Origin of the sequence: Aminobacter sp. DSM 101952 (assembly GCF_001424795.1) — a bacterium.
Lineage (GTDB): Bacteria > Pseudomonadota > Alphaproteobacteria > Rhizobiales > Rhizobiaceae > Aminobacter > Aminobacter aganoensis.
In genome coordinates, this window is record NZ_LMCL01000023.1 from 241,775 (window position 1) to 257,575 (window position 15,801).

Here is a 15,801-nt window from a genome sequence, read left to right on the forward strand (position 1 = left end):
TCGTTCCGCGAGATTAGAAGCGGGTCGAGATACCGAAATTGAATTCCTGCGTATCGTCGGTGTCTTCCTTCTGGACCGGGACCGCGTAGTCGATACGCAGCGGGCCGAAAGGCGACGCCCAGAGCAGGCCGATACCCACGGAGGCACGCCACTGCATGTCGGTCGAGACCAGATTCGTGACGTTTTCGACCTTGCTGCCATACAGTGTCGCTGCGTCGGCAAACACCGCGCCACGCAGGCCGAAGCTCTCCGGCACGACAGGGATCGGGAACTGGGCTTCGGCCGAAGCATTGAAATACGTCGTGCCACCGAGGTGATCATCGGTGTCGTTATCATACGGGCCGATGCCGTTGTACTTGAAGCCGCGGATCATGCGGTCGTTGTTCTTGAAGTGATCGAAGACACGCAGGCCGTCGTCGCCGAAGCCCTGGATGTGACCGCCACCCGCCGAAACGAGGCCAACGATATCGAGCTCTTCCGACAGCGTCTGGTAGTAGCTGGCACGGCCAGTAACCTTCACGAACTTTGCGTCGCCACCGAGACCGGCCACTTCCGTCGTGAAGTTGGCATAGATGCCACCATGCGGGTTCTTCATGTCGTCGATGGTATTGTAGACCAGCGTGCCGCTGACCGACGACTTGATCCACGGGCTAGCAGCGACGCCGTCAACAATTGCCTGCGAAACATTGCAGGATACGAGCGGGACGCCATCACCATCGGGATCGCATTCGTCCGACAGCTCATACTCTTCCTGCGAAAGGTTGTAGGCGAGCTGCGTCGAGATGTTGTCGGTGATCGGCAGACCGAAGCGGATCGTGCCACCGGTAACGTCGCTGTTGTATTCGTCGTATTCGCGCGTCTGGCGGAACACGTCGAAACCGGCAGCGATACGGCGACCGAGGAAATACGGCTCGGTGAACGAGAAGCTGTAGTCGCGCGAGTTCTTGCCGCCGCCGGCGGAGAACTTGATGAACTGGCCACGGCCGAGGAAGTTGCGCTCGGTGATCGAGCCTTCCACCGACGGGCCGGCGTTGTCGCCACCGGTCGAATAGCCGGCGCCGATCGAGAACTCACCGGTCGACTTCTCGACCAGATCGACAACCAGCACGACCTGGTCAGGCTGCGAGCCCGGAGCGGTCGACACTTCGACGCGCTCGAAGAAGTTCAGCGCCTCAAGACGCTTCTTGGCACGCTGGATGAGCACCTGGTTGAAGGCATCGCCTTCGCTGACGTCGAATTCGCGACGGATCACGAAGTCGCGGGTGCGCTCGTTGCCGCGGATCTCGATGCGCTCGACATAGGCCTTGGCACCCTGGTCGACGGTGTAGACGACATTGATCGTGCGGCTTTCGAAATTGCGGTCGCCACGCGGCGTTACCTTGGCGAAGGCATAGCCCTTGCCGGCAACGTTTTCGGTGATCGCGATGATCGAATCCTCGACGTCCTTGGCGCTGTAGACATCGCCCTTGCGCGTCTCGACCAGCGACTGCAGCGTCGCGCCGTCGACCTCGGGGATCGTGCTCTCGACCGTGACGTCGCCGAACGTGTAGCGCTGGCCTTCGTCAACGGTGATGGTGATGGTGTACTGGTTCGTGGCTTCGTCGAGTTCGCCAAAGGCGGAAACGACCTGGAAGTCGGCGTAACCGCGATTGAAGTAGAAGCGGCGCAGCGCCTCTTCATCGGCGCGCAGACGATCTTCGTCATAGATGTCATCGCGGAGCATGAACGACAGGAACGACGAACGCTTGGTCGAGATGACATCAGCGAGGCGGCGGTCGCCATAGGCGTCGTTGCCGACGAAGTTGACGGCCGCGATCTTGGTGCGACCGCCTTCGTTGATCTCGAACACCACGTTGACGCGGTTTTCGCCGAGATCCATGACATTGGTGCCAACGGTGACGTCGTCACGGCCGACGCGCTTGTAGGCTTCCTTGATCGCCTGGGCGTCAGCTTCGAGCGCCGCCTGCGAGAACGCACCGCGCGGCTTGAGCTGGACGGCACCACCGAGTGCCGCGTCCTTGAGCTTCTTGTTGCCCTGGAACAGCACGTTGTTGACGACCTGGTATTCGGAGACCTGGACGACCAGGGTCGAGCCGACCTGGTTGATACGGACGTCGGAGAACAGGCCGCTGCCGAACAGCGCCTTCACTGCCTCGTCGATATCGGCGTTCGAGAACGACTTGCCGGGCTTGATCGAGATGTAGTTGCGAACGGTGTCCGCATCGACGCGCTGGTTACCGCGCACCTCGACCCGGTTGACCACAGCCGCCTCGGCGGCGGACACGGCAACAAACTGGACCGCCACGGCGCCAGGAACGGCCAGTGCGGCGGACAGAGCTACCGCGGACGCGGCGCTCGCAAACTTCAATGCTGCCTTCATCGGGCTTTATAACCTTTTTCTCGAAGTCCCCACGGCGAGAAAACCGGACGTCGCGGTAAATTTCCCGTACCGTAATAACCGGATTTTCCCTACACGCAAGGCTTCTAGTTAATTTGTATTTACTTACCCTGCGAGCGTGACTTTCGCGTCACTCATATCGCCCCGGATGGTAAACGCTCCCTCAACGGGCCCCCTGCCCGTCCCAAATTTCTTCATGATTTCAGCAGCCGAACAGGTCGTTCCAGAAAACGAAGCCCATGAAGGCAAGAACCAGAATCATCCCCACACGATAGACCGCTTCCATTGCCCGTTCCGAAACGGGACGCCGGATCACTGCCTCGACGGCATAGAATGCCAAGTGGCCGCCGTCCAGCGGAGGAATCGGCAATAGGTTAAGAAAACCGATGCCGACCGACAGCAACGCCACCAATTGAACCAGCCACATGAAGCCCAGCTGGGCCGCCTTGCCTGCCATGTCGGCGATCTTGACCGGTCCGCCGAGCTGACACTTGTCCTCGCGACCGACCACGAAACGCTTCAGGAACTGACCGGTCCGCTGGATGATGTGGCCGGTCTCGGCAACCGCCTGGACGAAGGCCCCGCCCGGGCTGTAGCTGATCAGCCGCGGCTGACCCAGCTCCTCGTTGTTGACCACCCCGATGACGGCCACCTTGACCGAATTGCCGAGGGCATCCTTCTGCTCCATCATTTCCGGCGTCGCCGTCAGCGCGATCTCCTTGCCGTCGCGCATCATCACGAAGGCAATCGCATCGCCGCCACGGCCGGACACCAGGCGCTGGACGTCGGAGAAGGTTTCCACCGGCTTGCCATCGACGCTGACGAATCGGTCGCCGGGCAGGATGCCGGCGTTGGCGGCCGGGCTTGCCGCCCTCACCTCCGCCACCGTCGGCTCCATGACGTAGCGGCCATAGGCCGAAAACAGCACGGTAAAGACCGCAATCGTCAGGAGGAAATTGAACAGCGGACCCGCAACCACGGTTGCGGCGCGTTTCCACACCGGCTGGGTGTGGAAGGCTATCTTGCGCTCAGACGCGCTGAGACTGTCGTCCTCGGCGCTGTCCGGCCTGCTGGTGACGCTCATGTCGCCGACAAACTTGACGTAGCCGCCCAGCGGTATCGCGCAGAGCTTCCAGCGCGTGCCGCGGCGGTCGTTGAAGCCGAGCAATTCCGGGCCGAATCCGATCGAGAAGGCCTTCACGCCGATGCCGCACCAGCGGCCGACGAGATAATGGCCCATCTCATGCACGAACACGACGATGGTCAGCACGAACAGGAACGGCACGATGGTGCCGATCAAAAGGCCGTCCGTACTCAGGAAGGCGGGAAGATACTCGTTCAAATCAAGTCCTCAACCAGTACCATCGAGCCCATTCGAGCCGACTTGCCTTGCCCGACGCTTGCGCCGCGCTTCGCCGCTCAGGCTGGAAACAGCCCCTGCGCCGGATGATCGGCCGAACCGGACAACCAGCCGATGACGTATAGGGCAAATGCCGCCGCGACAAGCCCGTCGACCCGGTCCATGACGCCGCCATGACCGGGAATCAGCGAGCCTGAGTCCTTGTATCCGTGCCGGCGCTTGACCCAGGATTCGAACAGGTCACCTGCCTGGGAAATGACCGAAAGCAACAGCGCGACCGCTGCCAGCAGCGGAAGACTGCCACTGCCGGCGCTGCCTGCGAGCAAAAGCCCGGCCACGACGCCGCCAACGGCTCCGCCAAGCGCGCCGCTGCGCGTCTTGCCGGGTGAGATGGCAGGCGCGAGCTTCGGCCCGCCAACCTTGCGGCCGACGAAATAGGCGAAGATGTCGGTCGCCCAGACGACCGCGAACAGGAACAGGATGGCGACCAGACCGGATGCGTCATTGCCGCGCAGCAGCGCCAGCGACAGGCCGGAGAGTGCCGCGTAGCCGAATCCGGCGGCTTCCCATGCCGCCACCCCCCGCATCCTTCCCACGATCCAGAGAATCAGCGTGAAGACGGCCACCAGGCCGATCAGGGCAAGCGCCGGCACGCCGGCGACGAGCGCACCGGCAAACAGCAGGACCGCGACTTCAGGCAGGATGCCGAGGCCACCCATCGCCCAGGCCGAATCGGTCCTGGGTCGCGACATGGCCGACCATTCGAAGAAAATGGCGAGAACGATTGCCGCCGACAGCAAGCGAAACGGCAGGCCGCCCACCCAGGTAAGGCCGAGCACCGCTGCCGCAAGCACGATTGCCGAGATTGTCCGAAGCTGGAGATTGCTCATGCGCTCCGCCGTCACAAAGCGACGTCGCGAGTGGCAAGCCCGCCGAAGCGGCGCTCGCGGCCGGTATATTCGCGCAAGGCGTCGGCCAGATGGTCGCGATTGAAATCCGGCCAGTAGCAGGGCTGGAACACCAGCTCGCTATAGGCCGACTGCCAGGGCAGGAAATTGGAAAGCCTGACCTCGCCGCTGGTGCGGATCACCAGGTCGGGATCGGGTATGCCTGCGGTATCGAGGTTTTCGGCAAACAACTCCGGCGTGATTTCCTCGCTCGAGAGTTCGCCGCGCTTGACCGCTTCCGCCAGCCGGCTCGCGGCACGCGAGATCTCGTCGCGCCCGCCATAGTTGAAGGCGATCACCAGCGTCAGCGACTCGTTGCCGGCGGTCAGCGTCTCGGCTTCCTCGAGCAGGCAGCGAATGTCCGGCTGCAGCGTCGCGCGGTCGCCGATGATGCGCACCCGCACGCCGCTGTTGTGGAGTTCGGCCAGATCGCGGCGAATGAAGATCTTGAGCAGGCCCATGAGATCGGTGACCTCGGACTTGGGCCGCGACCAGTTTTCCGAAGAGAACGCGTAGACCGTCAGCCAGGAAATGCCGAGGTCGGCGGCGGCACGAACGGTGCGGCGCAGCGCCTCGACGCCGGCCCGATGCCCCGCAACGCGCGGCAGGCCCCGGGCCTTCGCCCAACGGCCATTGCCATCCATGATGATCGCGACATGCGCGGGCGTAGTCATCCGTTCGCTTTCGGCCAGCCTCTGCTTGGCTTAAACTTGCATGATCTCGGCTTCTTTGCCTGCAAGCAAGCTGTCGATCTGGTTGATCGTGTCGTCGGTCAGCTTCTGGACCTTTTCGGACTGGACGCGCTGGTCGTCCTGGCTGATGTCGCCGTCCTTCTCTGCCTTCTTCAACGCTTCCATGCCGTCGCGGCGCACGTGGCGCGTCGCCACCTTGGCGTTCTCGGCATAGGTGTGGGCGATCTTGACCAGTTCCTTGCGGCGCTGCTCGTTGAGCTCCGGCAGCGGAATGCGCAGGTTGGTGCCGTCAACGATCGGATTGAAGCCGAGATTCGATTCGCGGATGGCGCGATCGACCGCCCCGACCATCGACTTGTCCCACACCGAGACCGAGATCATGCGCGGCTCCGGCACCGACACGGTCGCCACCTGGTTGAGCGGCATGGCCGAACCATAGGCCTGCACCTGGATCGGATCGAGAAGGTTGCTCGAGGCCCGGCCCGTGCGCAGCGAAGCAAGATCATGCTTGAACGCGTTGATGGCGCCTTCCATGCGGCGCTGAAGGTCGTTGTAATCGGTGCTCATAGCAGTCTCCTTGGTCCCGGTTCCGGGGCCATCGTTCCAATTGTCAGGCGTCCGCAACAACCGTGCAGCGACCGCCACCCTTCAATATTTCGCCGAAACCGCCTTTTTCATGGATCGAATAGACGATTATCGGAATGTTGTTTTCGCGCGCAAGGGCAATTGCCGCCGTATCCATGATCGACAGCCCCTGGGCGATGACTTCCTTATGCGTGATGCGCTCGAAACGCGTCGCGGCCGGGTCCTTCTTGGGATCTGCCGAATAGACACCGTCGACCTGGGTGCCCTTGAACAGCGCATCGGCGCCGATCTCGGCTGCGCGCAACGCTGCTGCCGAATCGGTGGTGAAGAACGGATTGCCCGTGCCGCCAGCGAAGATCACGACCTTGCCGGCATCCATGTAGGCCGTTGCCTGGCGCTGCGAGAAGCTTTCGCAGAGTTCCGGCATGGCGATCGCCGACAGCACGACGGCATCGACGCCAAGCTTGTGGAGCGATGTCCGCAGGGCCAGCGAATTGATGATGGTGGCGAGCATGCCCATGTGGTCGCCCGTGACCCGGTCGCCGCCCTTGGAGGCGACCGCCACGCCGCGGAAGATGTTGCCGCCGCCGATGACCACGCCAACTTCGACGCCGAGCGCCCTCGCCTCGGCAATGTCGGAAGCGATGCGGTCGACCACCGATACATCGATGCCGAAATGCTGCTCGCCCATCAGGGCCTCGCCCGACGCCTTAAGCAGTACGCGCCGGTAGAGCGGCTTGTCGGTCATGAGTTCCTCGCGGCTGTTGAAGATCGGGAGTTCCGATACACGAAGGGCGCCGCGATGTCACGCGGCGCCCTTCGGCTATCCTCAGGAAGCGCTTGATGCAGCGCTACTTTTTAGCCCTTAACGGCTGCGGCAACTTCGGCTGCGAAGTCGCTTTCTTCCTTCTCGATGCCCTCGCCGAGCGCGAAACGGATGTAGCCGGTGATCTTGGCCGGCGCGCCGATCTGCTTCTCGGCGTCCTTGAGTGCCGCCTCGACCGTCAGGTCGGGGTTGAGCACGAAGGCCTGCTTCAGCAGAACGACTTCCTCGTAGAACTTGCGCATGCGGCCTTCGACCATCTTCTCGATGATGTTCTCCGGCTTGCCCGACTCGCGAGCCTGGTCGGCGAAGATCGCCTTTTCACGCTCGACATGGGTCGCATCGACCTCGTCGGGGGTCAGGGCCAGCGGATTGGTCGCGGCAACGTGCATGGCGACCTGGCGTGCAAAGGCACGGGCCGCATCATGGTTGCCGGTCGTCTCGATGGCGACCAGAACGCCGAGCTTGCCGAGATTGTCGACAACCGAGTTGTGCACGTAGGTGGCGACGACGCCTTCCGAGACCGAAAGCTTGGCCGAACGGCGGAAGCTCATGTTCTCGCCGATGGTGCCGACGGCATCCTTGATGGTGTCGGCGACCGACTTGTCCGAACCCGGATACTTGGCGGCGGCAACAGCCTCGGTATTGCCGTAAGCCAGCGCGACCTTGGCGACGTTGTTGACGATCTCCTGGAAGGCCGCGTTGCGGGCAACGAAGTCGGTCTCCGAGTTGACCTCGACGACGACAGCTTCGCGCACGCCGGCGTCGACGCCGATCAGGCCTTCGGCAGCCGTGCGGCCAGCCTTCTTGTCGGCCTTGGAGATGCCCTTCTTGCGCAGCCAGTCGACTGCGGCTTCCATGTCGCCGCCGGTCTCGTTGAGAGCCGCCTTGCAATCCATCATGCCCGCGCCCGTCAGTTCGCGGAGTTCTTTAACCTGTGCTGCCGAAATGCTCATTGTGGTGGCCTCTTTGCTTCAAAATGCGCGAGCGCACCACCGAGGGTTCGATGATGCGCCGAACGCCGGCGCGAGGTGCGCCCAATCCTGAAAAGGAAGGCAGGTTGCCCGGCCTTCGCGATTACGCCTGCGGCGTTTCGGTCGTCGGAGCCGCGTCGAGCGCAGGCTCAACCGGAACTTCGGCCGATGCGCCGATGTCGACGCCGAGCGAACCCTGCTGACGGGCGATGCCGTCGATCGCAGCCTTGGCGACCAGGTCGCAGTAGAGCTGGATGGCGCGGGCAGCGTCGTCATTGCCCGGGATCGGGAAGTCGATCTTGTCCGGGTCGCAGTTGGAGTCGATGATCGCGACGACCGGAATGCCAAGACGCTTGGCTTCCTGGATGGCGATCGCTTCCTTGTTGGTGTCGATGACGAACATCAGGTCCGGCGTCGAGCCCATGTCCTTGATGCCGCCGAGGGCCTTGTCCAGCTTCTCGCGCTCGCGCTCGAGGTTCAGGCGCTCCTTCTTGGTGAAGCCCTGGGCTTCGCCAGCCAGCAACTCGTCGAGCTTGCGCAGGCGCTGGATCGAATTCGAGATCGTCTTCCAGTTGGTCAGCATGCCGCCGAGCCAACGCGAGTTGACGTAGTACTGGGCCGAACGCTGTGCGGCATCGGCGACGATGTCCGAAGCCTGACGCTTGGTGCCGACGAAGAGGACGCGGCCGCCGCGCGAAACGGTGTCCGAGATCTGCTTCAGCGCCTGGTGCAGCAGCGGCACGGTCTGGCTGAGGTCGATGATGTGGATGTTATTGCGGGCGCCATAGATGTAGGGCGCCATCTTCGGGTTCCAGCGGTGGGTCTGGTGGCCGAAGTGAGAACCAGCTTCAAGAAGCTGGCGCATGCTGAAATCAGGCAGTGCCATCGTTTTTTCCTTATCCGGTTAGCCTCCACGGACCATGACGCTTTTCGCGAGATTGCTCGAAACGCCACCGGGGGGTCTCAGCCGGATTTCTCCCGGGCAGAAACCTGAGTCCGTGTGTGGAATGCGGCGGCATATAGACGTATTGCCTGGCGAGCGCAACCCCGAGAGGGGCCCGAAAGCTGCGCAAATCGAGGCTTTGCGCGCGACTGGAGGCTCAAGACGAGCTCCCGGGAACTGCGCCTCAAGCTTCACGCTCGGGAATCGATCCCGATCGTCGCGGGCTCTCGCAGGGTCCCGATCAACTGCCGGCGGCCCAGCGGGAGACGCCCTGCTCGTCCTGCCTCGTCTCTTGCTTCACCGGTTTCGGCTGTCGCCGTTTGAAGTCGCGCACCCGGACACGGCGGAACACGGCGACGATCTCTTCGCGGCTGCATTCGACAGCTCCCAGGCGCACCGCGCGATCCCGCTCGAAGCCGGTGATGTCGTAGTGCGGGGCCGACGTCTTGGGCGGACCCTGATAGGAGGACCGTTTCAGCCCGAGTTGGGCGGCAAAGCGATGCAGCTGGTCGGTGTCGTCGGCAAGCAGGTGGCACCAGCGATGGCCCACCCACTTCCAGATTGCCGCATCGACATAGACCGCCACGAATGCCTGCTTACGGCTTGCATTCGGCTTGCGGTGCCGGAAACAGCGACAGATTGACCAGCTTCCCGGTCATCGAGAAGTCGCCGTAGTCCATGACCAGATCGCGCGTCAGGCCATTCTCGTGCAGCTTGAAGCTGATGCGGTATTCCGGCACTTCTTCGCCGCCGCCCTTGCTTTCGTCGAAATAGGCAATGTCGACGGGCCAGTACTTGTCCTTGGCGAGGCCGGCGAGCGCCGGACGCTCCGGGTCGGCTTCCGGTGCCTCGCTCTTCTTGCCCACGATCACGGTGGTCGTCATCACCTTGTCGGCATCCTCGGAGCCGTCGAACAGGCTGGTCTCGTAGAAGGTCTCGCCCTTCTCGGCCTTCTCGATCAGTTCGACCAGATGCTGGGTCGGGAACTGGGTCTTGGCGAGGTCGACGGAGCCGGCCTCGGGCTTTTCCAGCGCCACCTTGAGACCGGTCGCCTCGATGGTCGCCGTACCCTTGACCTCTTTGTCGAGGTTCTGATCGACGAAGGATTTGGTCACGAAGGAGAAGGTCTTGCCCTCGCCATCCTCGAAGGTCGTCGTCTGCTGGTCCGTCAGCCGCGTGTTGTCGCTGGTCGCGATCTGGGTGACGAACCGGAACTTGACCGTATAGCCCTCGCAGGCGGAGCCATTGAACTCGTAGACCATGCGGCCGGAAAGGCCGGTGATTCCCGACCGGTCCGAGGCCTTGTCGAGCACCAGGTCATAGACCGCGCGATGGGGCGCGAGCACCGGAGCGGCAAAAGCCGGCGCCAGCGAAAGCGCCGAGGTGGACAGGCTGGCAAGAAAAACAAGGCGCGCTGCGCGCATACACTGGCTCCGATCGGCGCGGCCATGTCAGGCCGCCTTGAATGATGGTCCACCTTAAAAAAAGTCGTGGCGGAAGCGAGGCAAACATAGCACTTTCGGCGCGGCCTCACCTGCCACCAGAGACACAGAGATAAGGAAAGACAATGGGCGAAACAATCGAAAAGCGGCTGGGCGATCTCGGGGTCACCCTGCCCGCAGCCGCAGCGCCGGCCGCCAACTACGTGCCGTTCATGACCAGCGGCAATTTCGTCTTCACCGCCGGCCAGTTGCCGCTCAAGGACGGCAAGCTGCTGGCCTCCGGCCTGGTGGGCCGCGAGGTCGACACCGACGCCGCCAAGGAAGCGGCCAGGCAGTGCGCCGTCAACATCCTGGCCCAGGCCAAGGCAGCACTCGGCGATCTCGAAAAGATCCGCCGGCTGGTCAAGATCACGGTCTTCGTCGCCTCGTCGTCCGATTTCACCGACCAGCATCTAGTCGCCAACGGCGCTTCCGATTTCCTCGTCGCGGCCCTCGGCGAGCGCGGCAAGCATGCACGCTCGGCCGTCGGCGTCGCCTGCCTGCCGCTCAATGCCGCAGTCGAGATCGAAGCCATCATCGAGACCGAGTGAACCGACCTATGACCGATCTTTCATGGCTGACCGCCCGCCCGATCGCCCATCGCGGCCTGCACGACGTCAACAAGACCTGCTGGGAGAACACGCTTTCGGCGTTCGAACGCGCAGCCGCGCGCGGCTACGCCATCGAATGCGACGTGCATCTGAGCGCCGACGGCGATGTCGTCGTCTTCCACGACAATTCGCTGGACCGGCTGACGGGCACCAACGGCTACATCTGGCAGCGGACCGCGGGTGAACTGGCTGCGCTGCGCGTCGGCGGCACCGCCGACCATGTCCCTACCCTCGCCGAACTGCTTAGGCTCGTCGACGGCCGTGTCCCCCTGGTGATCGAACTCAAGGGCATCCCCGGGCACGATGCCGAACTCGTCGAACGGGTGGCGGCCGCCTTGCGCAACTACAAGGGCAAAGCTGCGATCATGTCCTTCGATCACTGGCTGATCCGCGACTTCTCCAGGCATGCGCCCGGCATCCCCAGCGGCCTGACCGCCTGGGGCGACCAGGATCATGAGTTGGAGGCGCATTTCTCGATGCTGGCGCATGGCATTTCGTTTGTCTCCTACAGTGTCACCCACCTGCCCAACCGCTTCGTCAGCTTCGTCCGCGAAAAACTCGCCATGCCCGTCATCACCTGGACGGTACGCGACGAGGAGGCGGTGAGGACCACCTTTGCGCGGGCCGACCAGATGACGTTCGAGGGATTTGAACCGGATGCAGCTTCGGTTGCCTGAGGCCCTTGCATCCCCAGCTTTCGAACGTAAGTAAAAGCGCATGAGCACTGCGAACGATGCCGGGGCGAAGAATGCGGATGGCGGTTACGCCGTCCGCGTCGTCTCAAGCATCGGCGAGTTCAGCCGCGACGAGTGGAACAGCCTTTCCGGCACTTCCAAGACGACATCAGGAAGTCGGTACAATCCCTTCGTTTCATACGATTTCCTGACGATCATTGAAGAGTCCGGCTGCGCCGTCACGAAGACCGGCTGGCAGGGACATCATCTCCGTCTCGAGAACGCAGACGGCACGTTTCTCGGAGCGCTGCCCTGTTACGCCAAGTCGCACAGCCAGGGCGAATACGTCTTCGACCACGGCTGGGCCGATGCCTTCGAGCGGGCCGGCGGCCGCTACTACCCCAAGCTCCAGGCCTCGGTGCCGTTTACACCGGCGACCGGCCCCCGCCTGCTGACCGTCAGCGGCGCCGGTGCGGAGCAAGCCAAGTCGGCCTTGGCAACGGCGCTGAGAAGCGTCGCCGACGGTGTCGGCGTGTCGTCGGCTCACGTCACCTTCGCCGAGGCGGATGAGGTCGACATCCTCGAAGCCACCGGCTTCCTGCGTCGCACCGACCAGCAGTTCCACTTCATCAATGAAGGCTTTGCGAGCTACGACGATTTCCTGGCCACCCTGGCGTCGCGCAAGCGCAAGGCACTGAAGAAGGAGCGGCGCGAGGCTCTCGCCGAAGGCATTTCGATCGAGCGACTGACCGGCCGCGACATCACCGAAGCGCATTGGGACGATTTCTACGCCTTCTACATGGACACAGGCGGCCGCAAGTGGGGGCGTCCCTACCTCAACCGCAAGTTCTTCTCGCTGGTCGGCGAGCGCATGGCCGACGACGTGCTGCTGGTCATGGCCAGGCGCGGTGGCCGCTACATCGCCGGCGCCATCAATTTCATCGGCTCGGACACGCTTTATGGCCGCAACTGGGGCTGCATAGAGGACCACCCCTTCCTGCATTTCGAGGTTTGTTACCACCAAGCCATCGACTTCGCCATCGAGCGCAAGCTGGCGGTCGTCGAAGCTGGCGCCCAGGGCCAGCACAAGCTGGCGCGCGGCTATCGCCCTGTCACGACCCAGTCGGCCCACTACATCGTCCACCCCGGGCTGCGGCGCGCCGTGGGCGACTATCTCGAGCGCGAACGGCGGGAAGTGGCCGAGATCGGCGACTATCTCGACGATCACGGCCCGTTCCGCCGCGGCTGAATTTCAGTGCGCGACCGATTTTGAGAACAGGTTGATGACGATGACGCCGGCCATGATCAGGCCGATGCCAAGCAGCGCCGGCAGGTCGAGCGACTGGCGGAACCACACCCAGGCGATCGCGGTGATAAAGACGATCCCGGCCCCCGACCACATGGCGTAGACGATCCCGACGGGCATCACCTTCAGGACCAGTGACAGGAAGTAGAACGCAGCGGCATACCCCGCGACCGTGACGAGCGACGGCAGCAGCCTGGTGAACCCGTTTGTTTCCTTGAGCGCCGAGGTGGCGACGACCTCGAACGCCACCGCGATGATCAGATAGATATAGGTCAACTCTGCTCCTCTCGGCCTCTCGCGTCTTGACGTTGGCGACACCAGCGCCGAAACATCCACCACGAAACCGCATCAAACGGGATAGGCCATGCCGAGCGTCGAATACGATCCAAACAACATCTTTGCCAAGATCCTGCGCGGCGAAATCCCCTCGCACCGGGTCTACGAGGACGACGACGTCATCGCCTTCATGGACGTAATGCCGCAAGGCACCGGCCACACGCTGGTGGTGCCGAAAACGCCGTCGCGCAACCTGCTCGACGCCGATCCGGCAACGCTCGCCAAGCTCATGGCCGTCGTCCAGAAGGTCGCACGGGCTGTCATGACGGCATTCGCCGCCGATGGCGTGATCGTCACCCAGTTCAACGAGGAGCCAGCCGGCCAGACCGTCTTCCACCTGCACGTCCACATCGTACCGCGCTTCGAAGGCGTGGCGCTCAAGCCGCACAGCGGCGTGATGGAAAAGCCGGAGGTGCTGGCGGCAAATGCAGAGAAGGTCAGGGCCGCGCTGGGCACAGGCTGAGGCAGTCTACGCCAGCGCATCGACAGTTGCGGCGCGCTTGACGCACCGCATGGCCGCATCGCCGGTGAGATAGCCTGCAAGCTTCCAAAGCAGGATGACGCCGATCGCAGAAACGTAAGCGTCGATGGCATAGTGCCATCCCAGGTGGATCGATCCGACGAAGATGGTCAATCCAAACACCGCGGCCGCCACGGCCAGCCAGCGATTGACGTGGCGCGCCGCCAGAAACAGCAGCACACACATGGCGTTGTGGATGGACGGCATCGCCGAAATGCCTGAAATGACCGTTGCGGCATCGTTGACATAGGCGCCCCAGAGCACCTCCCGCACCTGCATGGTGGTCAAGCTCCAGGCACTGTCGACGTGCTCCAGATTCAGCACCAGATCGGTGAAGGGCGACGGACCGCCATAGACCCTGTCATAGTAGATCGGGCCGACGGAAGACATCGCGGTCGCGCCGACGATGCCGAGGATGCCCCAGACAAAAACGTAGCTCAGCAGGAACTGATGGCGGATTCCAAAGCGGTCGGGCATGCCGATGACAATTGCTGTGGGAATGTAAATCGCGAAAAACCAGAGATAATAAATCTTGTCCAAAATAAACGTTGCCACGCCATATTTGAAAACGTAGCCAGAGACCTGCCATGGATCAATTCCGAAGTGGATTGAGCGATCTACATACGCCAAGACAATATCTAGGTAATAAGGATTAAGCTCCGGGATGTTGGATTTGAAATGACTAAATGAATTCATTACCATACCTAGCGACAGGGCAGCAGGAACGGCAACGATTACGTTTCTCCACGTGAGAACATCCGACCAAATAAAACCAAAACTTACCGACAACGATCCTGTCCGGACGGTCTTTAGCAAAAGGTAGAAGGATATGGCGATGGCCCACGATGCAATGAAAGGGCGCAAGCTTTGCAGCCAAGTCGCAGAGATCATTGCCACGGCGTCCGGCAAAAGCACAAGTCGTGCTGCGACGACCAGCGCCGATGCCACCAACAGCACACCTTGGACCCGAGCATTTAGCTTGAGAGCCGCAAACAGCTGACCAAGTAAATTCGTGGCATTGCGGATCGGTCGAAAACCGAGAGCGCCAGTTTCAACCATTGCATCTTGTGCGCGACACTGGTTCATCGTTCGAAAACCGCCGGAGAAGAGCTGCTAAGCCGACTTCTATCCTGAATCCTACCCGCAGCGAGCCACACCATCCCCGCCACGACAATCCCCCCGACGATGTCAGCCAAGTGATGGCCACCGTCCACCGGAGTGGAAAGGATCACTGCGATATTGAGCACGAGCACGGGCCAGAACCAAAGGCGCACGCCGACAAATGCCAGAATGATGAGCACCGAAAGCGTGGCATGGTAGGATGGGAAGGCAATGAGACCGCGCGGTTCGTCAAGCGAGATGAAGCGCCCCAGGCCATTGCGGAGATCGAAAAACGCCTGCTTGTACTCAAGGTCGACGATCGGATTGTTCATCATCGTGAATTCGACCGGAGGACGAATGGTGCCGAGCGCCCCGGCCGCCGGCAAGATCGCCGAAATCACGATGCAGGTCAGCGCGCCCAGCATCACGGCAAGGACAAAACGCTGAACGCGCACGATCTTGCCGATCAAGCCGAGGGCCACTACGGTAAGCGCGACCTGGGTCAGCGTCGTTATGTAGACGATCGATGACAGATTTCCGAGCCACGGCCGCTCGTTGACGAAGCCGACATAAGACAACCAGTCAAATCCCATGGCCGCATCGAAGGCCATCAATTGATCGTCGGTCGTCGGCAGGTTGGTGGACGTCATCAAGGTGCTGAACACGGCTGCCGAGGTCGAAAATACCAACAAGACAGCGGTTTCCGTGCAAAGCACCTCGAACCGCTTCATCGGCCGCTTGACCCGATAGAACCAGGCGACCGAGACAAGCACGACCGTCACAACGGCGGCCTTGGCCGCGCTAGCCATGTCGAACTGGAAATCGGTTCCGGCAATCCACGCAACATCAGTGAGCAAGACCGCGATGATAATCGCGATCTTCATTACAAGTTGCCTGTCGAGCCTCGCAGCCCGCAAGGGCACATGCGTCGACGTCGCTTGAAAATCAGTCATGCCCCTCACCCTAACCCGCGGCAGGCCGGCAGGTTAGGAAACAGCGGTTAAGTTGACGTGAATCCACAACCTGCGACAGCGGATCGACGCCAAATCG

The 15,801-nt window shown here is 62.2% G+C and carries 16 protein-coding genes and 1 pseudogene; 4 read left to right on the forward strand and 13 right to left on the reverse strand.

The genetic code is table 11. The features are described 5' to 3' along the window. Positions 1-13: 13 nt before the first annotated feature. The 10 genes and pseudogenes from bamA to ASC75_RS15275 all read right to left on the reverse strand — a co-directional run bounded on the left by bamA (position 14) and on the right by ASC75_RS15275 (position 10,146). Positions 14-2,380, reverse strand: a complete 2,367-nt coding sequence (gene bamA / locus ASC75_RS15230; protein ID WP_055977036.1) for an outer membrane protein assembly factor BamA — start codon at positions 2,378-2,380, stop codon at positions 14-16. A gap of 220 nt (positions 2,381-2,600) precedes the next feature. Next, positions 2,601-3,740, reverse strand: a complete 1,140-nt coding sequence (rseP, locus tag ASC75_RS15235; RefSeq protein ID WP_055977039.1) for an RIP metalloprotease RseP — start codon at positions 3,738-3,740, stop codon at positions 2,601-2,603. A 77-nt stretch (positions 3,741-3,817) separates the two neighbouring features. After that, entirely contained in the window at positions 3,818-4,648 is an 831-nt protein-coding gene (locus tag ASC75_RS15240) for a phosphatidate cytidylyltransferase (protein WP_055977042.1), read from the reverse strand. 11 nt (positions 4,649-4,659) lie between these two features. Beyond that, positions 4,660-5,397, reverse strand: a complete 738-nt coding sequence (locus tag ASC75_RS15245) for an isoprenyl transferase (RefSeq protein WP_280137969.1) — start codon at positions 5,395-5,397, stop codon at positions 4,660-4,662. Between the two features lie 12 nt (positions 5,398-5,409). Further along, positions 5,410-5,964: a ribosome recycling factor gene (gene frr, locus ASC75_RS15250; protein ID WP_055977045.1), complete on the reverse strand. Its 555-nt coding sequence runs from the start codon at positions 5,962-5,964 to the stop codon at positions 5,410-5,412. A 43-nt stretch (positions 5,965-6,007) separates the two neighbouring features. Beyond that, positions 6,008-6,730, reverse strand: a complete 723-nt coding sequence (gene pyrH / locus ASC75_RS15255) for a UMP kinase (RefSeq protein WP_055977048.1) — start codon at positions 6,728-6,730, stop codon at positions 6,008-6,010. A 110-nt stretch (positions 6,731-6,840) separates the two neighbouring features. Next, entirely contained in the window at positions 6,841-7,761 is a 921-nt protein-coding gene (tsf, locus tag ASC75_RS15260) for a translation elongation factor Ts (RefSeq protein WP_055977051.1), read from the reverse strand. Positions 7,762-7,882: 121 nt separating this feature from the next. Continuing rightward, the gene (gene rpsB, locus ASC75_RS15265; protein WP_055977053.1) at positions 7,883-8,665 is read right to left on the reverse strand and encodes a 30S ribosomal protein S2; all 783 of its coding nucleotides are present in this window, start codon (positions 8,663-8,665) and stop codon (positions 7,883-7,885) included. A 370-nt stretch (positions 8,666-9,035) separates the two neighbouring features. Further along, positions 9,036-9,308, reverse strand: a pseudogene (locus tag ASC75_RS15270) (DUF4031 domain-containing protein); the annotation flags it as partial. A 10-nt stretch (positions 9,309-9,318) separates the two neighbouring features. Beyond that, positions 9,319-10,146, reverse strand: a complete 828-nt coding sequence (locus tag ASC75_RS15275) for a cell envelope integrity EipB family protein (RefSeq protein ID WP_055977058.1) — start codon at positions 10,144-10,146, stop codon at positions 9,319-9,321. Positions 10,147-10,289: 143 nt separating this feature from the next. On the opposite strand from ASC75_RS15275, the gene ASC75_RS15280 reads away from it, so the two are divergent. The 3 genes from ASC75_RS15280 to ASC75_RS15290 are packed head-to-tail and all read left to right on the forward strand — an operon-like array spanning position 10,290 to position 12,737. Beyond that, entirely contained in the window at positions 10,290-10,754 is a 465-nt protein-coding gene (locus ASC75_RS15280; protein WP_055977061.1) for a RidA family protein, read from the forward strand. A gap of 8 nt (positions 10,755-10,762) precedes the next feature. After that, complete coding sequence (locus tag ASC75_RS15285; protein WP_055977064.1) at positions 10,763-11,491, forward strand: glycerophosphodiester phosphodiesterase; 729 nt, start codon at positions 10,763-10,765, stop codon at positions 11,489-11,491. A gap of 40 nt (positions 11,492-11,531) precedes the next feature. Then, positions 11,532-12,737: a GNAT family N-acetyltransferase gene (locus ASC75_RS15290; RefSeq protein WP_055977066.1), complete on the forward strand. Its 1,206-nt coding sequence runs from the start codon at positions 11,532-11,534 to the stop codon at positions 12,735-12,737. Between the two features lie 3 nt (positions 12,738-12,740). On the opposite strand, the gene ASC75_RS15295 is transcribed toward ASC75_RS15290, so the two are convergent. Beyond that, positions 12,741-13,070 (reverse strand): multidrug efflux SMR transporter, encoded by a 330-nt coding sequence (locus ASC75_RS15295; protein WP_055977068.1) that lies wholly within the window; start codon positions 13,068-13,070, stop codon positions 12,741-12,743. 88 nt (positions 13,071-13,158) lie between these two features. On the opposite strand from ASC75_RS15295, the gene ASC75_RS15300 reads away from it, so the two are divergent. Then, positions 13,159-13,593 carry an HIT family protein gene (locus ASC75_RS15300; RefSeq protein WP_055977070.1) on the forward strand — a complete coding sequence of 145 codons (435 nt, stop codon included), beginning with the start codon at positions 13,159-13,161 and terminating at the stop codon, positions 13,591-13,593. A 6-nt stretch (positions 13,594-13,599) separates the two neighbouring features. On the opposite strand, the gene ASC75_RS25595 is transcribed toward ASC75_RS15300, so the two are convergent. Next, positions 13,600-14,709 carry a phosphatase PAP2 family protein gene (locus tag ASC75_RS25595; RefSeq protein WP_162244933.1) on the reverse strand — a complete coding sequence of 370 codons (1,110 nt, stop codon included), beginning with the start codon at positions 14,707-14,709 and terminating at the stop codon, positions 13,600-13,602. A gap of 23 nt (positions 14,710-14,732) precedes the next feature. Beyond that, on the reverse strand, positions 14,733-15,704 hold the full coding sequence (locus ASC75_RS15310) for a phosphatase PAP2 family protein (RefSeq protein WP_082496614.1): 972 nt from the start codon (positions 15,702-15,704) through the stop codon (positions 14,733-14,735). Positions 15,705-15,801 lie beyond the last annotated feature (97 nt).

Excerpts from the sequence above, each read along its gene's own strand:
- bamA (WP_055977036.1), bottom strand. The coding sequence starts at position 2,380 with ATGAAGGCAGCATTGAAGTTTGCGAGCGCCGCGTCCGCGGTAGCTCTG.
- ASC75_RS15240 (WP_055977042.1), bottom strand. The coding sequence starts at position 4,648 with ATGAGCAATCTCCAGCTTCGGACAATCTCGGCAATCGTGCTTGCGGCA.
- frr (WP_055977045.1), bottom strand. The coding sequence starts at position 5,964 with ATGAGCACCGATTACAACGACCTTCAGCGCCGCATGGAAGGCGCCATC.
- pyrH (WP_055977048.1), bottom strand. The coding sequence starts at position 6,730 with ATGACCGACAAGCCGCTCTACCGGCGCGTACTGCTTAAGGCGTCGGGC.
- tsf (WP_055977051.1), bottom strand. The coding sequence starts at position 7,761 with ATGAGCATTTCGGCAGCACAGGTTAAAGAACTCCGCGAACTGACGGGC.
- rpsB (WP_055977053.1), bottom strand. The coding sequence starts at position 8,665 with ATGGCACTGCCTGATTTCAGCATGCGCCAGCTTCTTGAAGCTGGTTCT.
- ASC75_RS15275 (WP_055977058.1), bottom strand. The coding sequence starts at position 10,146 with ATGCGCGCAGCGCGCCTTGTTTTTCTTGCCAGCCTGTCCACCTCGGCG.
- ASC75_RS15280 (WP_055977061.1), top strand. The coding sequence starts at position 10,290 with ATGGGCGAAACAATCGAAAAGCGGCTGGGCGATCTCGGGGTCACCCTG.
- ASC75_RS15285 (WP_055977064.1), top strand. The coding sequence starts at position 10,763 with ATGACCGATCTTTCATGGCTGACCGCCCGCCCGATCGCCCATCGCGGC.
- ASC75_RS15290 (WP_055977066.1), top strand. The coding sequence starts at position 11,532 with ATGAGCACTGCGAACGATGCCGGGGCGAAGAATGCGGATGGCGGTTAC.
- ASC75_RS15300 (WP_055977070.1), top strand. The coding sequence starts at position 13,159 with ATGCCGAGCGTCGAATACGATCCAAACAACATCTTTGCCAAGATCCTG.
- ASC75_RS25595 (WP_162244933.1), bottom strand. The coding sequence starts at position 14,709 with ATGGTTGAAACTGGCGCTCTCGGTTTTCGACCGATCCGCAATGCCACG.
- ASC75_RS15310 (WP_082496614.1), bottom strand. The coding sequence starts at position 15,704 with ATGACTGATTTTCAAGCGACGTCGACGCATGTGCCCTTGCGGGCTGCG.